This window comes from Paenibacillus sp. PastF-3, assembly GCF_029893135.1.
Classification (GTDB): Bacteria; Bacillota; Bacilli; order Paenibacillales; family Paenibacillaceae; genus Paenibacillus_AQ; species Paenibacillus_AQ nitricinens.
In genome coordinates, this window is record NZ_JARXWM010000007.1 from 215,319 (window position 1) to 233,312 (window position 17,994).

The window sequence follows — 17,994 nt, forward strand, 5'->3', positions numbered from 1 at the left end:
AGACCGCCCGGGAGGGGCGGCGGCTCTGTTCAGAACGATAGGCATTAATCTTCTCAGCGTACCGAGTGTTTGGATTTATATTCGCTCGGCGTTGTTCCCACATATTTTTTAAACACTTTTGAAAAATAGGTTCTGTCCGAATATCCCAGACCAACGGCTAGCGATTCCAGGTTCTGGCTGGAGATTTTCAGCATTTTGGTCGCAACCTTCATCTTGTGCTGATGTACATAGTCCGTAAAGGTCAGACCTGTCATGCGTTTGAAATAACGCGAGAAATAGCTCGGGTCCAAAAAGAGATAACGTGCCATATCGATTGAAGTGATGTTATCGCCAAGATGCTGATCGATAAATTGCTGGATAAGCTGCAGCTTGGGCTCCTGCGGGGGAGTTCCCGCCACCTGCTGTTTGTTGCCTGTAATCTGCACAAGCTTTCTTTCCACCAGTTCCATCGTATCCTCCAGTGTGCGGGTTTGCACGAGATAGACGAACAGATCCTCATCGAATGTTAGGCTAGTGAACATCAGCTCGATACCGCGGAGCATAAAGGATAAATCCCGGACGAAATCTCCCGGATGGATAGCCATAACTTTTGCAGTCCTAGCGATTTCCTGAAGAGTGCCACGGATGGCTTCAAGATCATTTTTAATCACGGCCCGTTCCATCTGCGGGATATAACTATCCAGAAATCCTTGAGGAGCAGGCTGGAAGCGAGGTGTAGCGATTTGCAGAGTATCCAGAACTGTGTAATCCGCACTCGCATAAAACTCGCACTTGTCCTGGACAATTTGCCGATGAATCTGTCCAATCGCCTGTAGCTCTATTTTCTCAGTGACTGCAATGATGCCCGGTTGAATCTTAAGGAGATGGGAGCACTCAGAACACAATCGCTGTAAATAATCATGAAAATAAAGACTGGCATTCTGCGCCAGATTCACACGGTAATTATACAGAATCACAATATTCTTCTGCTCCAAAAAAGGCGTAATCCCCTCACACGCTTCGGACAGCTCTAAGGCTATATTGTAAATGGCATATAAAATAAGTGGATACTCGCTCTGCTTGTACCTCTTCTCGAAACTGGAAAAGTGAATACTGACCGTGCCCAGCATGAACCACGGGTACGTCCAGGATATGCCGATTTGCATCGCATAGGCTAACGTGGTTTCGGGCGGAGCGCCGCCAATCACCCTTTGCAGCAGATTCTGCCGGAATAGCTGGCTGTTGTAACCCGTCTCCCCATGCTTGATTAACCCGATCTTCGATTTAAGCAAACGTACAGACTTGGCAAGGCTTTTCTCCAGTTGCTCGTCTGTAAGCTGGTCCTTGATTAAATAGTCATCCACCTTCAGCTTTACCGCTTGCTGAGCATAATGGAAATCCTCATGACAGGTCAGGAAAATAATTCTGACCTCCGGCTTCATCCGGGTAAAGTAATCGGCCAGCTCAATCCCGTTCTTTTGCGGCAAGCCTATATCCGTGATCACGATGTCGGGCTGCACTTCCTCAAACATTAATAACGCCTTGGCACTGGAATAGGTGCTGCCGACAATCTGCAAGCTATGTGCTTCCCAGTCAATCATCTGCTGAAGCACTTTGAGCATAGGAACATCATCATCTATGAGCATCACTTTATACATCAATATCCCTCTCTCTCGGGCAGATTAACCTGATGATTGCCTTGCGGCAAATACAGAGAAACGGACACCCCACCTTGCGGCAAATTATGAAGCGACAAGCGGGTATCCTGACCATAGGTCAGCCTCAGTCTTTGGACCACGTTAATTAAACCGACCCTTTGATAAGCTCCATCCTGTTCATCGTCCTTGTAGAGCAATCTGCGGTTCAGTCCTGCCAGAATTTCTGCCCCTGCTCCGCAGCCATTGTCTTCGACTTCAATCATAATCCCATCAGTAATCGTTCGGGCACGTACGACAATACGCGGTGCCGGGTGGTCAACTAGACCGTGAACGATCGCATTCTCTACGAGAGGCTGCAGAATAAGTTTAGGAACGATGAGCTTCTCTGTATCCGCTTCCAGATCGACCTCCAGTTCAAGAGGGATTTCGTTGCGGATCTTCATGATGTCGATATAATGGCCAAGCAGTCTGCATTCTTCCCGTAAGGTAGCCGGTTCATTGACCTTCAAATAGGCACGGAGAAGACTCATTAGCGAATCAATGATCCCGCTGTGCAGCTTATCTTTAGCCAAAATAAGGCTACATTTGATCGAATTCAACGTGTTGATCAAAAAGTGGGGACGAATCTGCATAAACAGGGCCTCAAGTTCCATCACTCGCTTCTGTTCTTGCTCCAGCTCAATGTCGTGAATCAATCCTTGCAGTTGATCCAGCATAGTATTCAATGTCTGCCCCAGCTCAGCGATTTCATCCTTGCCCTTGACCTCCAGCCTGACATCAAGATTCCCCATTCCGAACTGGCGCACAACGCGCTGCAGCTTCATGATCGGACTATGCAATCTTTTGGCAATCAGCATGGAAGTGGCGGAAAAGACAATAAACAAGAGAAGCACTAAACCAATACCACTATAAAAAGTTCGCGAAATCTGGCCCGACCATTCTTTCTCTGAAGCTTCATAGACCAGCTCCCAATTGGATTTGTCGATGGCTCTGGCCGTACGCACGCTCCCTCTATCTGCCTTGCCTTCTGGGGCTAGCTCTGAGTTCCCGGCGATCAGACCTCCTCTGGAATCAAACAACGCCAGCTTGCCAAACTCAACCGGCCCGAGCAATTTATTGAAATAGGCATCAGGAATCGAGATGAGAAGCACGGACACCTGCTGTTTCTCCCGGCTATCATAGATTACTCTGGCAATATAGTAGCTGCTGCTTTTACCGGAACCGCTGTCGGCCATCCCAAGCCATTGCAAGGTCTCCGGTTCGTGAATATTGACACGTCCCATCAGCTTGTCCATGTTGGCATTAATCACGGATAAATTCTCAGTCCCAGAGGAGATCACAAAGTGTTTCCGGTTAACCAAATACATACGAATGTTATTATTTAGCGGCTTAGAGTTGATGAGCGAAAACACATCCTGAATTTGCGTAAAATGTACGTAATCCTGATAGGTGTTCAGTCGCCCGGTATCTGCAAAGACCTTCAGATTGGCGCGAAAATTGGTATCGTTTACAATAAAATGCGATGCAAATGTCACATCATCAATGGTCTTGTTTAGTTCGTCAATCATAACGTTCAGGAAGTTATCGTTGCTGAGCTGTAGCTTTTCTACCATCGTATCCCGAATAAGCACAAAGGAGATGATCGATACTGCAATCAGCGGGATAAAAATCAGCAAAAGAAATGATGCCTGGATACGTCTATAGTAAGTGAATTTGAACATGTTTTCTCCGCGCCTCTCTCATGCTCTTTTCTTTTATTCTATCAGCCCGTTATCCAGTATACATGCATTATCTGATTACCGTGACTTTCTTTCTACCGTTTTCGAAAACAATAAGCACTACTTCACCAAATATTTGTATATCTTCTACTACATAGGAATCCAAGTGACTGGATGGAAGCTTATGGCTGATCACGATAATATGCTCCTCATTCCTTTCAGGGAAGCTGATGCGGCATGCCTCCGCCTGTACAGCATCCACAGGTTCACCCGTATGGCGGTAAATCGGCACCTGTTCAACCTGTGGACAGAATGGCTCACCGGAAGGCTGCGGGTACAGTATCTGCATCATCGATACCGTTCCTTTTCCCGTACGGGAGTAAACGGCATGCTGATTGGGTTCCAGCAGATTGTATTCGCGGGAGATTACCCCGTCATCAATCTTGCCCTGAAGTCCTTTAACATTAACGGGAATGATGCTAAGATTGGCTTCCCTATCTTTTGTTGTACGGCAAATGAATGTCTCGTCTTCCATCTGAACCGCTCCGGGTGCAAAATGAAAATGCTGGGAAAACGTATGCTCCTGACGGCAGCTAAAGCTGTCGACCAGAAGCCAGTAATAAGGCTTGATGAATATGATCCTCCTTAGCAGGTGTACCGGATCATCCAAATGAAGGTAGCCATCATGGCTGCCTTCAACATAATCAAAATCCGGATTGCTGATCCATTTGCTGCCTGTCGGCTTCGCAATTTGGGAGAAGGACCATGTATCCGTGATTTCAGTGAATCCAATTCCGTCAACAGTAGTCGTATTATGGGCAGCACTTTCTTTTAACGCTTTTCTGAGTGGTGTGTGATCACTATAGTTGTATCTGCCCAGATCGGTAAGCATATCCCGTCCAAAGGCATGCAGATCGAAATGTAGCAAATCCGCGTGACCATGTCCACCCCCAAGCGGTCCGCAGTGGAAATATAGATACAAGTCCTGCTCGTCCCAACCCGTTCGCATCACATAATGACCGGAATGTGCGAAAGAGCGCGACAAGTAAGGCGGTTCCTCCGCAATCAGCTGCTCGTAGCCTTCAACTCCACTCGTTCCGAACAACCAGGCATTGTCATAATCCATATGATCGTATCCGCCAAAGCGGAGCACAGAATCTTGAAACAACCAACCTGCATAAGTCAAAATCGAACGGACATCGCTATCATCGCTATCCCCGAGCATCGGCTGCCGATGATTCGGTTTGGCCCAATACAAGGAAGCGGCGGCCATTTGATGAACTTTTTGCTGAAGTTCAGCCTGTAGCTCCAGTCCATTCATGCGAGCCAAGCGGATGCAGTCGAGAAAACATACCAGAACCTCATGATGATAGGTGGGCGATTGCTCCCAATGGATACCGTCTGCCATGACCTGGATTCTAGCCGTCTCCCCCAATCTCTCCTCACCGAGCCGTCGCCAAATCTTAGCCCTTGTGAACTCAGGGAAGTAGAGCGCGGTTTGGAATAAGCCACAAGTCTCCAGAACTCCCCAATTGCTGATATTCTTCCAGCCCGTAAACGATAAAGACAAATATTCGCTGTGTTCATGAAGGGATATCATCACTTTCGCCAGAAGCGTCGGTGTAAGCAGCGGGCTATCCTGTATATAGGACAGCGCTTTGATCCAGTTCGCACAGCGAAGACCCGCTTCAATGGTGCGCCAAGTCAACGTATCATTCGTAGGCATGTCTGGAACAGGATTACGGTCCATCCAATCTTCAAGCTGACAACAAAATGTTCTCGCATACTCCTCATTACCTGTTATCGCATACGCTTGTCCTAATGCCACCCAGTAGCGGTGGCGATTCAGCATATAAGCCCATTCTACATCCTTATCGGGAATATAACGCCAGTCAATTTCTTCCTTAAAAGTGACCGGAATGCGGCTGCGTTCCATATCCCAGGGAAACCGAAAAAGAAACGTCTGCTCCATAACTTCATCCGCCGTCTTCATTACGACTTCCAGCTCTTCTGCGCAATATCGCTGTATATAATCGATATGCTGCTGTTTCCGACTGTCCTCTGCCCGCCAGCCCGGCATGCTCCGACTAGTCAAATAACGATGCAATTCAGTTAGCGCATCTTCCTGCCGTGCTTGGCTGAGCGCATCTTTCACGGGCGTTAAAGCAGGTAACTTAAGGTCGAGTAGCGTAAAGACAGCATAGGGAGAGGTTGATCGGCCATCAGCGTTCATACCAGTACCCCCTGGTGCCTTTTTGCAGCCGCAGCAACGCTTCGAGGTAGAAATAATCTCCCCAGATCATGAAATCATCCGGAGACAGACCGCCGCGTACATGGTAAGAGCCGTGCTTCAGCAGCCCCTCCGCGTCTTCACCGATCGTGGAATAGTTCTGCACAAGTGAAGTCATCGACTGTATTAATCCTTGTTGAAAATAAGCCCGTTCGGGATCTTCCTCCTCCATTAGCTCCAGCAGTTCCTGCAGTCCAGCCGCAACAATTGCAGAGGCCGAGCTATCCCGGTACGTATCCGCAGACACTGGAGCATTAAAGTCCCAGTAAGCGACATGATCCTCTGGTAAATGTTCTAAAAAATAACGGGCCATCCGCTTGGACGTTTCCAAATACAACGGATCCTTAGTATAGCGATAAGATAATGCAAAACCGTAGACGCCCCAGGCCTGCCCTCGCGTCCAAGTCGATCCGTTAGTATAACCCTGGTGTGTAGCGCCGCCAATCGGCTCTCCAGTCTTCTGGTCGAAGAAAAACGTATGGTAGGAGCTGTCATCTCCCCGCACCAGATAACGTTTCGTTTTATCCGCCTGCATGACCGCCACCTGACGGTATAGTGAATCACCAGTTTGTTGTTCCGCCCAGTACAAAAGGGGTAGATTCAACAGACAATCAATAATGATGCGTCCACCTTCCTTGGCATCTCCCACAGGTCCCCAAGCCTGAATATAACCGCCGCCTGTCCGCCAGCGCTTCAGTAGTAAATCTGCCGCTTGCAGTGTCAACTGACGTGCGGATTCGTCTTTATCAATCATCCACTGGGCCTTGGAGGATAATGAATACAAAAAACCGATGTCGTGATGATCAAGCACCGTCTTTGCCGAGAAACGGCGCCGGAAATCCTCTACGGTATGAGATGCCGCAATACGAAAGCTGTCATCCTGCGTATATTCATAGCACAACCACAACATGCCGCTCCAGAATCCATTGGTCCAATCATCGTTGTTATTAAGCTGGTAAGTTCCATTGATGCTGACATGAGGGAATCTGCCCCCAAATCGGTCAATGTTCTTACGTACCTTCTCTATTGCATCTTCAATCGCACTGCTCCACATAAGCTCCTTGCTCCCTTCGGGCTCTTCGTTTCTTATGTTTCATGATAAGGAGAGTGAACAGGATCTAATAGGGGCGATTTTTGCTTTGATGTGCATTATTTTGACTTTTGTACGAAGTAAAGTGATACAGGCTCGCTTTCCAATCCTAGGCATCAAATCAATATAGTAACAAAACGTATAACTATTTATGGAAAAATACGTTAAAATCAAAAAGTGACTTACAACTTTCATTCTTTTTAGAAACGGAGTGTCCTATTAATGAAAAAGCTAGGTGCATTATTTTTATCCATTTTCATGGTTATGTCTGTCTTTACCACTGCCCATGCGGCTGAAAAGCCTGTCGGTGTGTGGATTGATAGAACAGAAGTAAAGTTAGGCAATTCTAACCCAGTTGTTGAAAAAGGAACGACCTTGGTTCCTATGCGTCCACTCCTAGAGAAGCTAAATGTAAATATGAATTGGAATAAAAAGACCCAAACCGTAACGGGGACCAAAAATGGACTAGCCCTTTCACTGACTATCGGCAGCACCACAGCAACGGTAAACGGGGAGAAGAAAAAACTAGAGGTGGCTCCTAAAACCATCAACAATGTCACCTATGTTCCTGTCCGCTTTATCGGTGAAACGATCGGCTATAAGGTAGAATGGAGTGCGGCGCAGCGCACCATCACCTTTGTAGCTAATAACGAGGCTGCTGGTAGCAACGGATTCTTATGGAAAGTGGAGAACAACGGTAATACCGTCTATCTACTTGGCTCTATCCATGTGGCTAACGACAAAATGTACCCGCTACGCCCGGAAATTGAAGCTGCTTTTGAAGCATCTCAATATCTCGGGGTTGAAGTTGACTTAACAAAGGTTGATCAAACGGAGATGCAAAAGTTCCTTGCGGAGAAAGGTTCTTATACAGATGGGACCAAACTCAAGGATCACGTATCCGCTGATACCTATAACAAAGTTGTTGCGGTTCTGAAAGCGAATGGTCTTGCAGGAAATGCATTCGATTCCTATAAGCCATGGGTCGTTACTCAAGGGATCTCAAGCCTACAAATGCAAACAACAGATTATACACCGGATACGGGGATCGACCTATATTTCACACAGAAGGCAGGCAAACTGAATAAACCTATCATTGAATTGGAAAATATGCAATTGCAGCTGAATATGTTTAATCAATTCTCAGATGGATTGCAAGAAAAGCTTCTCCTCGATACACTCGATAGCCTCAAGCAAACGGACAATGCTGCAGCAACGGCTTCGTTGGATGCATTATCCCAAATGTGGATGCAGGGGGATGAACAATCACTCGTAGCTATGACACAAGCGGTTGCTAAGGAGCCAGAATACTATAAAGGTCTCGTTTCGGATCGGAATGCCAACATGGTGAAGCATGTAAAAGAATATTTGAATAGTGATAAAAAAGCGACTTATCTTGTCATTGTTGGTGCACTACACATGCTGGGTGATGATGGCATTGTGACTCAATTGCAAAAAGACGGTTTCAACGTCGTCAAACAATAATTTCTATAGCCAAAATAAATAAGGCTGTCTCTTAGTCATCTACGATGACTTTAGAGGCAGCCTTTTATTTTTACTTTTTTAGCTCAATCTAAAAATAGTAGTAAATTGACGTGAAGACAGAGCGGAGGGGTGGAGGGATTCTGGAGAAACGCCAGTGTTCGCCTTTAAAGACCAATTTCAACTACTAATCTTTCTACTATCCAGAAATTGGGCTTTAACAGCGATCGTAAGAACCCTCCACTCCACAGCGGTTTGTTCACAAACAGGCTACTACTAATTTTGGTTTTGAGCTTTTTCCTTCTACCATTTGATTAACTGATCCACCTTCACCGGCAGTCCAGTAGCGATCGAACGATTAGCCGCAATCCCGGTCATAATAGACAACGCCCCATCCACATGGGAAGCTGCACGATTAAACCGATCCTCCACAGGTCGTTCAAAAATATCACGAAGCATGACCGGATCTCCACCCCCATGTCCCCCAACGCCTTCTTCAATTTCCACTTCATAAGGCGGCGCAAAATGAGGGAATACAGTGATCTGCTTGTCCTTTAGTGCCCCTTCATCTTCTTTCTTCCCCCCGGCGTTTACATAGGACTGTTCAACAACCTTAACTTCCATCCGCCCCTTCGTCCCGTTAAATACTACAATGAAGCCCTCCCAAGGCAAATAAGCATTAAGTGAATAGTTCATAATCGTCTTGTTTTTGTATTTGACCATGACTGCCATCGTATCCTCAATGCTGATATTATCACCGAATACACTTTGATCTCGCAGGTACCCATCTTCATGCTCGGCATCCAGATACATCTGCTTAAGCTGCTCGTTGTCTTTTAGATGAAGCGCAAAGGGATCATTTTCCGCTGCACTACTCCCATGGGCACGCTGATAAAACTCCGTCACCCCGCGCTTCTCCGCATTCTCTCTGCCATAGAACCTTAAATCTCCCATGGCATAGATCGTATCCGGACGGGAGCCCAACCAGAAATTCATCAAATCGAAATGATGTGTTGATTTATGAACTAACAACCCTCCGCTGTTCCGTTTATCCCGATGCCATCTGCGGAAGTAATCCGCCCCATGCTGCGTATTTAGCAGCCACTCAAAATTGACGGATAACACTTCTCCAATCGCCCCATCCATGATCAATTCACGGATTTTGGTATTATGCGGGGCGTAGCGGTAATTGAACGTAACACGCAGTTTTTTCCCCGTCCGCTCAACCGCTTCAAGAATTTCCTGGCATTTCTCTTCATCCACCGTCATCGGTTTCTCTGAAATTACATCACAGCCAAGCTCCATCGCCCGGATAATGTAACGATGATGTGTGCGGTCAATACTCGTAACGATAACCACATCCGGCTTGGTCTCTTCAACCATACGATCAAACTCATGAGCTTTATAAGTAGGAACCGCATGATAATGATATTTCCCTTTCAGTAATCGATTCGCATAATCCATTCTTGTCCCATTCACATCGCAAAAGCCTACAATTTCTGAAGTTTCACGATAATTCGTAGTTATCTCACCATAGAAGAACTCCGCTCGGCCACCAGTACCAACGAATACATATTTCTTCTTCGACACAAGGATCACTCCATCGCTATTGATTTAGATGCCGTTTCTTCTTATAGTTTATAGTATAAAATACATCCAAATCTAAGCGATTATTAGTAGAAATAACGAAAACTTTGCATATATTAGCTTCATTATCTGAAAGGGGGGATATAGAATGGAACAGGTGCTTGAACCTCCATTTTTCATTGAGCAAATCAAAAGAGCCGGTCCATTCAGCATGGATTCCGACCATTATCACGAAACATATGAGATTTATTATTTACTCGCAGGTGAGCGCAGCTATTATATCAATAATCTGATTTATACCTTACGCAAAGGTGATTTAATATTTATTAACAAAAATGAACTCCATCGCACCACTTCTAAGGGCTCAGCGCGCCATGAACGAATATTGATTAACTTTGAGGAGGTCTTTCTGCAAAAAACGTTGGCAAACTACGACCTAAGTATTCCTTCTTTTTTAACTACACAAAGCTTACTTCTGCGTCCCGGAGTACATGAACAAGGAGCCATCGAAACTATCCTCTTCTCCATGCTAAAAGAACAAGAAGAACATCGATCACAGCAAGTCCCCTATCTTCAGACACTGCTCATCCAGTTATTTATTGAAATGAACAGAGTACAAGAAATAAGCCGCGAGCCCATCGCTCCTGAGAGCAGTGAGAAGCAGCTTAAAGTCTACGAAATGATCGATTATTTACAGGCACATTATGTTGAAAAGCTTACATTAGAGCAGCTATCCGAAACTTTTTTCATCAGCAGTACTTATCTTTGCCGTTTATTCAAACAGACCACTGGCTTCACCATTGTGGAATATCTAAACTACATTCGGATCAAGGAAGCTCAGCGACTCTTGCAGAGCACTAACACTAAAGTCACTACCATTGCTGAGAATACAGGATTTGACAGCATAGCCCACTTTGGGCGGGTGTTTAAGCAAATCGCGAAATGCTCACCTCTGCAATACCGCAAGCAGAATCGCTGATCATCAGGCCTTGATTACACCTTTTTTGATAATAATATTTCCATAAAGTGCTTCTTCACCTGTGACTACAATAGTGTAGCTTTGCTTAGAACGATTGTAGAAATCAAACCGCTTCTCATATTTAATCGTCGCTTCAGCGTCATGTTTGGCGATTATCGACTCGTACGTGGACCAGATCACCGGCACCGTAGGATCTCCCTCAACCACAGCCATAAACGCCACCTGATGCTCCACATAATGATCTAGGGGCAGCAGTTCCAATATTGCATCCAAAAGATCAGGTATTCCAATGCCATCATATCTTAGTACTTTTGAGTTTAAGGAGTGTCCTGGATAATTAGCATCTGCCAGTACAAGCTCATCACCATGACCCATCTCCATCATCACTCGTACCAGTTCCGGAGAGAGTAGCTTAGGAATTTTTTTCAACATCCAAGCACCTCATTACTTCCCATAAAAAGATCTCAAAGCAACCAGCTCATCGATCCGATGCTGTGGCAGTTCTCTCTCCCCGTCAATCATACGTGTAATAAAGGTAATCTTGGCTGTATATTCGAGTCTCTCCATATTCAGATAAGCCTCCATAACATCCGTTCCCCAAGTAAGTGCTCCGTGATTTTCGAGCAGGACTGCTGTTTTTTTGCCAAGGAAAGGCATCAGTGAGTCCGGGATTTCTTCTGTTGAAGGTGTTCCGTATTCCGCCAAAGGAATATCCCCGATCATGATAACCGACTCTGGCATCATCATTTTATCGAGCGCCTCACCTTTAATGGCAAAAGCGGTAGCATACGGGGGATGTGCATGAACCACACCATTCATCTCAGGTAGCTCATTATAAATTCTCAAATGCATTTTGGTTTCCGTTGAAGGTCTGTATCCTTCCGCCGCTTCAAGAACTTCCCCTTGCAGGTTTACTTTTACAATCATATGTGGCTCTAAATATCCCTTGCTTACGGCTCTGGGGGTAGTGAGAATTTCATTCTCTGATAACCGTGCTGAAATATTCCCATCATTGGCGGCAATGAAATCTTTATTAAACAAATTTCTGCCAATATCACAAATCTGCGAACGTAGTTTTTGTTCCAAGTTATCCATAAGTTCTCTCCTCATATCCTATTTTTTAGAGTTCTTCACCAAAGAAGGCTGGTATGTCTTAAAGGTAAAAGATCGTGCCACGAACTCTTTCGCCTTAGAAACCTCCAATTTCCCCAGGGCAGCCAGCTGGACAATGATATTGCCAATTCCACTGGCCTCCACTGGCCCTGCAACGACCTCTCTACCCGTAGCATCAGCGGTGAGCTGGCATAATAGCTCATTTTGAATCCCACCGCCAACCATATGAATGATAGTGATTGTCTTGCCGGTGATCTCTTCCATTTCTTCAATCGTTCTACAGTATGATTGCGCAAGGCTCTCAAGGATAACGCGTATAAATTCAGCTTTCGTATTAGGCGACTGTTGCCCCGTTCGCTCACAATATTCCTGAATCCGCTGCATCATCACACCAGGTGTGCTGAAAAGCTGGTCATTCGGGTCAATGATCGCTGGCGCTTGATCAATCGTTTTAGCTAATTCAACCATTTCACTTTGACTAAGATTCTCTCCTGCTTTTGCCCAATTCCTTTGGAGCTCCTGTAGAATCCATAGTCCCGTTGTGTTTTTTAGCAAACGATTAGAATTACCGTAGCAACGTTCATTTGTGAAACCATATTCATAGCTTTTCTCTGAAATGACCGGCTCAGGCGTCTCCATCCCCACCAACGACCACGTACCACAGCTTAAAAATGCAGCTTCATCCTTACGAGTATACGGAATCGAAGCCACTGCTGAAGCCGTATCATGTGAAGCGCCGGCAATCACTTTCATCGGGCCTATATTAAGCTCCTCTTGAATAACCGGAAGAATTGATCCAATAACTGTTCCCGCATGAACCTTATGTGGAACTAGATGACTCGGAATCCCCAGCCTGCTAAATAATTCAGAGGAGAGTTCTCCCGTAACAGCATCCATTAAGCCGCTTGTACTCCAGATCGTGCGTTCTGCTGCTTTTATACCAGAAAATAGATAATGAAATAGATCTGGCATCATTAAAATAGTGTCCGCAGTCTCCCTAACAGAATCATTATCCTGAAAGTCAGAGAACAACTGATAGACTGTATTAATCACACTTGGTTGAATACCGGTCATACGGAACTGCTCTGCCGGTGACAGTAACGCTTCCAATTTGAGACGGTGAACCTCCATCCTCCGATCCCTATAATGATGTGGGGAATAGAGCAGCATTCCATTCTTATCGATAAAACCGTAGTCGACGCCCCATGTATCCACACTTAAAGACGTCAGTTCTCCATGTTGCCTAAAGGCTTTTTGAACCCCTTGCTTCATTTCGTGGAAGAGCCTTAGCGTATCCCAATATAAATGCCCGTTAACCTGTACCGGCGTATTCTCAAACCGATGAATTTCTTCCATTTTCAGCTTTTCACCGTCATATATCCCCAGCATCACTCTTCCGGAGCTGGCGCCGAGATCTATGGCTAGAAGTTTAATCGTATCACCCATTGTTCACCACACCTGCTTCACAGGAAGATTTTAATAGAGAGGTCCAAAGTTCTGACAGGCTCTGTAATCGGCTCCCTCTAGATCTTCAGTGCCAAATAATGACCATACCCGTGGTCTAAAAATACGTGATTCCTCAACGTTATGCATGCTGACTGGAATGCGTAAAATGGACGCCAGTGTAATCAAATCCGCTCCAATATGCCCATAACTAATCGCCCCATGATTTGCGCCCCAATTATCCATGACATCATAAACAGATTGGAATGAACCACTATTAGTTAGCTTAGGTGCAAACCAGGTCGTTGGCCAAGTTGGGTCTGTTCTTTGATCCAGTGTATGGTGAACATCCTCAGGCAGCTCTACGGTATAACCTTCTACAAGCTGAAGAACAGGCCCAAGTCCTTTTACCAAGTTCAAACGTGCCATGGTAACTGGCATCCCGCCTTTGGTTAAATAATTCGTAGAAAAGCCGCCCCCACGGAAATATTCTTGAGAAGCCGGGCGGAATTGTGTATGGCTTAAACAAGCTTCTACCTCATCCTCTGTAATTTCCCAAAAAGGTTTAATCGCAGGTTTGCCGTCTATCGTCTGTTCACCCGTACCATCAAGAGCAGCCGAACCCGAGTTGATCAAGTGTAGTATTCCGTGTGCTGCCTCACCTTGCAATTGATGACCTGTTACACGCTTAACAGCATCTGGACTCCAAAAGGTGCGGACATCCGCAAAGATTTGTGCAGTATTCGTCAGCAGATAATTGAACAGCATTGTTACTCCGTTCAGGCTATCATTCTCTGTTGCTACGATATAAGGGTTACGTTTGCCGTTCCAGTCAAAAGAGGAGTTCAGAATTGTCTCCATAAAATCTCCGTTAGGAAAATGATCGGTCCATTGGCGTTGCCCTTGGAAGCCACCAACAATCGCATGATGACCATTGGCCTCTTCCTCAAAGCCCAGCTCAGCGAGAACAGGATTACCGATCATCAGATCCCGGGCGATCAATGTCATTTTCACACAAGTCTCCCACTGCTTCTCTTTCTCATCATCACTTATTTGCAGATGCTTCGGATTATTATCGGCACCAACTTGGCAGTTTTCTTTAGTCCACGCGAGGGCTCGTTTATATTCCTCTTTATCATAAATCTCCTCTTCAAAGCGGCGTACATATTCTGACATATCTATATATTCATTGCGCATCCCCAGATACTCTTGGAAGAACTGTTCATTCACAATCGATCCAGCAATCCCCATCGAAACAGAACCCATAGATAAATAGGACTTCCCTCTCATTTGAGCAACTGCCATCCCTGCTTTAGCGAACTGTAGCAATTTCGTCTGCACATCCGCTGGAATCTCCTCACTGCCAGACTCCTGAACATCCTCACCATAGATACCAAACGCCGGAATTCCTTTTTGTGCATAAGCAGAGAGAACAGCAGCTAGATAGACGGCGCCTGGGCGTTCCGTTCCGTTAAATCCCCAAACCGCATGCGGGATCGAGGCGTCCATATCCATCGTCTCAGAACCATAACACCAGCAAGGGGTCACAGTAATCGATACGCCAACATTAGCCCCGGCAAATTTCTGAGCCGCAGCCGCAGCTTCTTTAACACCACCAATCGTAGTATCGGCAATGATACACTCCACGGGGCGGCCATCTGGATAAAATAAGTTCTCTTCAATAAACTTAGCTACCCGCTGTGCCATACCCATGGTTTGAGCTTCTAGCGATTCGCGAACCCCTCTTCTTCTGCCATCAATGGTCGGACGGATACCAATTTTCGGATAGTTTTCTATCACTGCTGTTCCTCCTCAAGATCATCTTTAATCTTATCGATAATGGAATGATTTCTCCTCCATCATAAAATATGGAAACGCTTTAGTCAACATAAATCAACATATTTATAGATAAATAATGTGGTTTTATGTGGTATTTATAACATAACACTGTGGTATTATGTGAGTATGAGGTTATTTTTTGATTTTGATTTTTATGACAATGTAGTAAACTATGAAGTAGATGATGATAGAGGTGAGTGAACGGATGAAAGCATTTGAACGGCGGGATCTAATCATTAATGAGCTGTATAGACAAAAGAAAGTCCATGTCGCTCAGCTGGCGCAAAAATTCAATGTCTCGGAAGAGACCATTCGGCGGGATCTGGATAAACTGGACAAGGAAGGCCTTGCCAAGAAAAATTATGGCGGTGCAATTCTTAATGCCCACACGAATGAGGACCCTCCCTATGTGAGTAGGCATCAGGTAAATATAGAGGCCAAACGTACGATAGCTGATCATGTTCTCCAATTAATTAATGATGGGGATAGCTTGGTGACGGATACGAGCTCAACCGTTTTTGAGGCTTTACGGAGAATTATAGAGGAGAAAAACAATCTGACGATTATTACGAATTCTTTGGTTGTATTATCCGAATTTCAACACTCCGGGCAAAAGCTAATTTCCACTGGTGGAATACTAGGGCCCGAGACCAGCTCCTTCGTTGGACATACCGCCTCGCAGACTATTCAAAAATATAATGTGGACGTAGCTATATTCAGCTGTAAAGCGTTGTCTATGACTGGTGGGCTCAGCGATTCGAATGAAGAAGAAAGTGAATTGAAGATTCTTATGCAACAGCAGGCGAATAAAGTAATTCTGCTCGCAGATCACTCTAAGTTCGACAGGACTGCGTTCATTAAATTATTCAGTTTCGATAGAGTGGATTATATCGTTACAGACGAGAAGCCTTCTGAGGAATGGATCGAATTTCTGAACAACTATCATATCTCTCTTATCTATGCACCCGCTGAGTAATCAGTAGGTGCATAAATTAAGATAAGGGGAAACCTTTATTTCACTAGTCGTTTAAAAGACCGCTTTTCCCTACGATCTTCAGCCACTCCCCGGCAATCAGATCATGCCCGGCCGCTGTCGGGTGAACGCCGTCCCACAGCCAGTAGGCTGCATCTGTTCTACGAGCAGCTGCATCGAATGCTTCCTGTAAAGGAACAAACACTGCATTAAACTCTTCTGCAAGCTGCTTAACAACGCTCTGGTAATGCGTAATTTTAGCTTCCCATTCTTCCCATTGTTCTGCCGGAGCTCCGGTATTCAGAATAAAAGGCTCACACAAGACTAGCTTCGTTTGCGGAAGTACTTCCCCAGTTTCTTCAAGCACGTGACGGTACGCACGTTCAAAACGGTCCGTTACACCGCTTGGTTCCCCTTTCATTGTTCTCCAAAGATCATTAACACCAATCAAAATACTGATGATATTCGGCCGAAGGTAAATCGCATCCTCATTCCAGCGTGCATACAAATCGGAGATTCGATCCCCACTTATCCCACGGTTATAGAATACTAGATTCTGCTCAGCCCGTTCATTACCTAACTTGCCACCAATGATATATGCATAGCTATGTCCCAGAATATGATTGGGATCTTCATCACGACCACGGTTCCCGTCAGTGATAGAATCACCCTGAAATAAAATCACTTTTTTAGCTTTAGAAGTTGGACTAGTCATTACTATGATTCATCTCCTTGATCTCTTCTTTTACATGAAACATTCAAGTTGAATGTTCCATAAGATACAAGTAAAGTTAACATATACAACTCAAGGAGGGAAGAGAAATATGAAATACAGAAGACTTGGCAATTCAGGACTAAAAATCAGTGAAATCGGCTTAGGCAGCTGGCTTACATATGGAACAGCAGCAGAGCAAAAGGCTGCAGACGCCTGCATCAGCAAAGCTTTTGAATGCGGTATCAATTTCTTTGATACAGCTAATGCCTATAACCGAGGTGAAGGTGAAAAAGCAATGGGTGCTGCTCTTCGCGCTTATGAAAGATCATCTTATGTGCTTAGTACCAAGGTGTTCTTCCCCATGGGAGACGATGTAAATAATCGCGGTTTATCTCGCAAGCACATTATGGAGCAGTGTGAAGCTAGCCTTCGCCGCTTAGGAACCGATTATATTGATGTTTATTTTTGCCATCGCTTCGACAGAGAGACGCCTGTAGAGGAAACCTTGCGCGCGCTTGACGACTTAACTGCACAAGGAAAAATTCTATATTCTGCAGTAAGCGAATGGAGCGCAGCCCAGATTTCTGATGCCGCCGGTATTTCACGTAGACTAAATCTGCGCTCACTTATTTCTAATCAGCCCATCTACAACATGTTTGAGCGGTACATTGAAAATGAGGTGCTTGAGGTATCTCAGCGCGAGGGTCTTGGTCAAGTAGTCTTTTCTCCACTCGCTCAAGGAATTCTGACCGGTAAATACAAACCTGGTCAACAGCCTCCAGAAGGAACCCGCGCAGCAGATGATTCGGTAAACGGGGTCATTCGCAGCTACTTCCGCGATGATGTACTGACTGTTGTCGGACAACTGGATGAACTAGCTAACAGCCTTGATTTGAAGCTGTCGCAACTAGCGTTAGCTTGGACCCTACGGCAACCTGGTGTAAGTTCTGCAATTATTGGAGCCAGTAAGCCAGCGCAGGTGGAAGAGAACGCCAAAGCTGTTGATGCCGTTTTATCCCTAGATACTTTGGAGAGAATTGAAGAGATTCTAAAGCCAGTAGCCGACTTCGCTCCAGCAAGATAATCCAAAAGGGGTTGTACCAAAAGCCATAGCAATTGGCTTAGGTA

Annotated in this window: 14 protein-coding genes; 4 read left to right on the plus strand and 10 right to left on the minus strand. The window is 45.4% G+C overall.

What is annotated here, in order from left to right; all coding sequences use genetic code 11:
- Positions 1 to 53: 53 nt before the first annotated feature.
- The 4 genes from M2444_RS16065 to M2444_RS16080 all read right to left on the minus strand — a co-directional run bounded on the left by M2444_RS16065 (position 54) and on the right by M2444_RS16080 (position 6,699).
- Positions 54 to 1,637 (minus strand): response regulator transcription factor, encoded by a 1,584-nt coding sequence (locus M2444_RS16065; protein WP_280787450.1) that lies wholly within the window; start codon positions 1,635 to 1,637, stop codon positions 54 to 56.
- On the minus strand, positions 1,637 to 3,358 hold the full coding sequence (locus M2444_RS16070; protein WP_094871600.1) for a sensor histidine kinase: 1,722 nt from the start codon (positions 3,356 to 3,358) through the stop codon (positions 1,637 to 1,639). The genes M2444_RS16065 and M2444_RS16070 overlap by 1 nt, the downstream gene beginning before the upstream one ends.
- A gap of 67 nt (positions 3,359 to 3,425) precedes the next feature.
- A complete protein-coding gene (locus tag M2444_RS16075; RefSeq protein WP_280787451.1) occupies positions 3,426 to 5,588 on the minus strand; it encodes an alginate lyase family protein in 2,163 nt (720 codons plus the stop codon).
- Positions 5,578 to 6,699: a glycoside hydrolase family 88 protein gene (locus M2444_RS16080; protein WP_094876850.1), complete on the minus strand. Its 1,122-nt coding sequence runs from the start codon at positions 6,697 to 6,699 to the stop codon at positions 5,578 to 5,580. The genes M2444_RS16075 and M2444_RS16080 overlap by 11 nt, the downstream gene beginning before the upstream one ends.
- 258 nt (positions 6,700 to 6,957) lie before the next feature.
- Between M2444_RS16080 and M2444_RS16085 the strand changes: the two genes are divergently transcribed.
- Positions 6,958 to 8,220, plus strand: coding sequence for a TraB/GumN family protein (locus tag M2444_RS16085; RefSeq protein ID WP_280787452.1), 1,263 nt, complete (start codon positions 6,958 to 6,960; stop codon positions 8,218 to 8,220).
- Between the two features lie 300 nt (positions 8,221 to 8,520).
- On the opposite strand, the gene M2444_RS16090 is transcribed toward M2444_RS16085, so the two are convergent.
- The gene (locus tag M2444_RS16090; protein WP_094876849.1) at positions 8,521 to 9,807 is read right to left on the minus strand and encodes a Gfo/Idh/MocA family protein; all 1,287 of its coding nucleotides are present in this window, start codon (positions 9,805 to 9,807) and stop codon (positions 8,521 to 8,523) included.
- A 145-nt stretch (positions 9,808 to 9,952) separates the two neighbouring features.
- Between M2444_RS16090 and M2444_RS16095 the strand changes: the two genes are divergently transcribed.
- The gene (locus M2444_RS16095; RefSeq protein ID WP_280787453.1) at positions 9,953 to 10,783 is read left to right on the plus strand and encodes a helix-turn-helix transcriptional regulator; all 831 of its coding nucleotides are present in this window, start codon (positions 9,953 to 9,955) and stop codon (positions 10,781 to 10,783) included.
- A 3-nt stretch (positions 10,784 to 10,786) separates the two neighbouring features.
- On the opposite strand, the gene M2444_RS16100 is transcribed toward M2444_RS16095, so the two are convergent.
- The 4 genes from M2444_RS16100 to M2444_RS16115 are packed head-to-tail and all read right to left on the minus strand — an operon-like array spanning position 10,787 to position 15,139.
- Positions 10,787 to 11,215 (minus strand): RbsD/FucU family protein, encoded by a 429-nt coding sequence (locus M2444_RS16100; protein ID WP_094876847.1) that lies wholly within the window; start codon positions 11,213 to 11,215, stop codon positions 10,787 to 10,789.
- A gap of 12 nt (positions 11,216 to 11,227) precedes the next feature.
- Positions 11,228 to 11,878, minus strand: a complete 651-nt coding sequence (locus M2444_RS16105) for a class II aldolase/adducin family protein (protein WP_076298138.1) — start codon at positions 11,876 to 11,878, stop codon at positions 11,228 to 11,230.
- Positions 11,879 to 11,896: 18 nt separating this feature from the next.
- The gene (locus M2444_RS16110) at positions 11,897 to 13,342 is read right to left on the minus strand and encodes a rhamnulokinase (protein WP_280787454.1); all 1,446 of its coding nucleotides are present in this window, start codon (positions 13,340 to 13,342) and stop codon (positions 11,897 to 11,899) included.
- 30 nt (positions 13,343 to 13,372) lie between these two features.
- The gene (locus M2444_RS16115; protein WP_094876845.1) at positions 13,373 to 15,139 is read right to left on the minus strand and encodes an L-fucose isomerase; all 1,767 of its coding nucleotides are present in this window, start codon (positions 15,137 to 15,139) and stop codon (positions 13,373 to 13,375) included.
- A 244-nt stretch (positions 15,140 to 15,383) separates the two neighbouring features.
- Here M2444_RS16115 and M2444_RS16120 point away from each other — a divergent pair, with 244 nt between their 5' ends.
- Positions 15,384 to 16,154 (plus strand): DeoR/GlpR family DNA-binding transcription regulator, encoded by a 771-nt coding sequence (locus M2444_RS16120; protein ID WP_042125399.1) that lies wholly within the window; start codon positions 15,384 to 15,386, stop codon positions 16,152 to 16,154.
- Between the two features lie 43 nt (positions 16,155 to 16,197).
- Here M2444_RS16120 and M2444_RS16125 read toward each other — a convergent pair whose 3' ends face one another.
- Entirely contained in the window at positions 16,198 to 16,866 is a 669-nt protein-coding gene (locus M2444_RS16125) for an SGNH/GDSL hydrolase family protein (protein ID WP_280787455.1), read from the minus strand.
- Between the two features lie 109 nt (positions 16,867 to 16,975).
- Here M2444_RS16125 and M2444_RS16130 point away from each other — a divergent pair, with 109 nt between their 5' ends.
- The gene (locus M2444_RS16130; RefSeq protein ID WP_280787456.1) at positions 16,976 to 17,950 is read left to right on the plus strand and encodes an aldo/keto reductase family protein; all 975 of its coding nucleotides are present in this window, start codon (positions 16,976 to 16,978) and stop codon (positions 17,948 to 17,950) included.
- Positions 17,951 to 17,994: the final 44 nt, after the last annotated feature.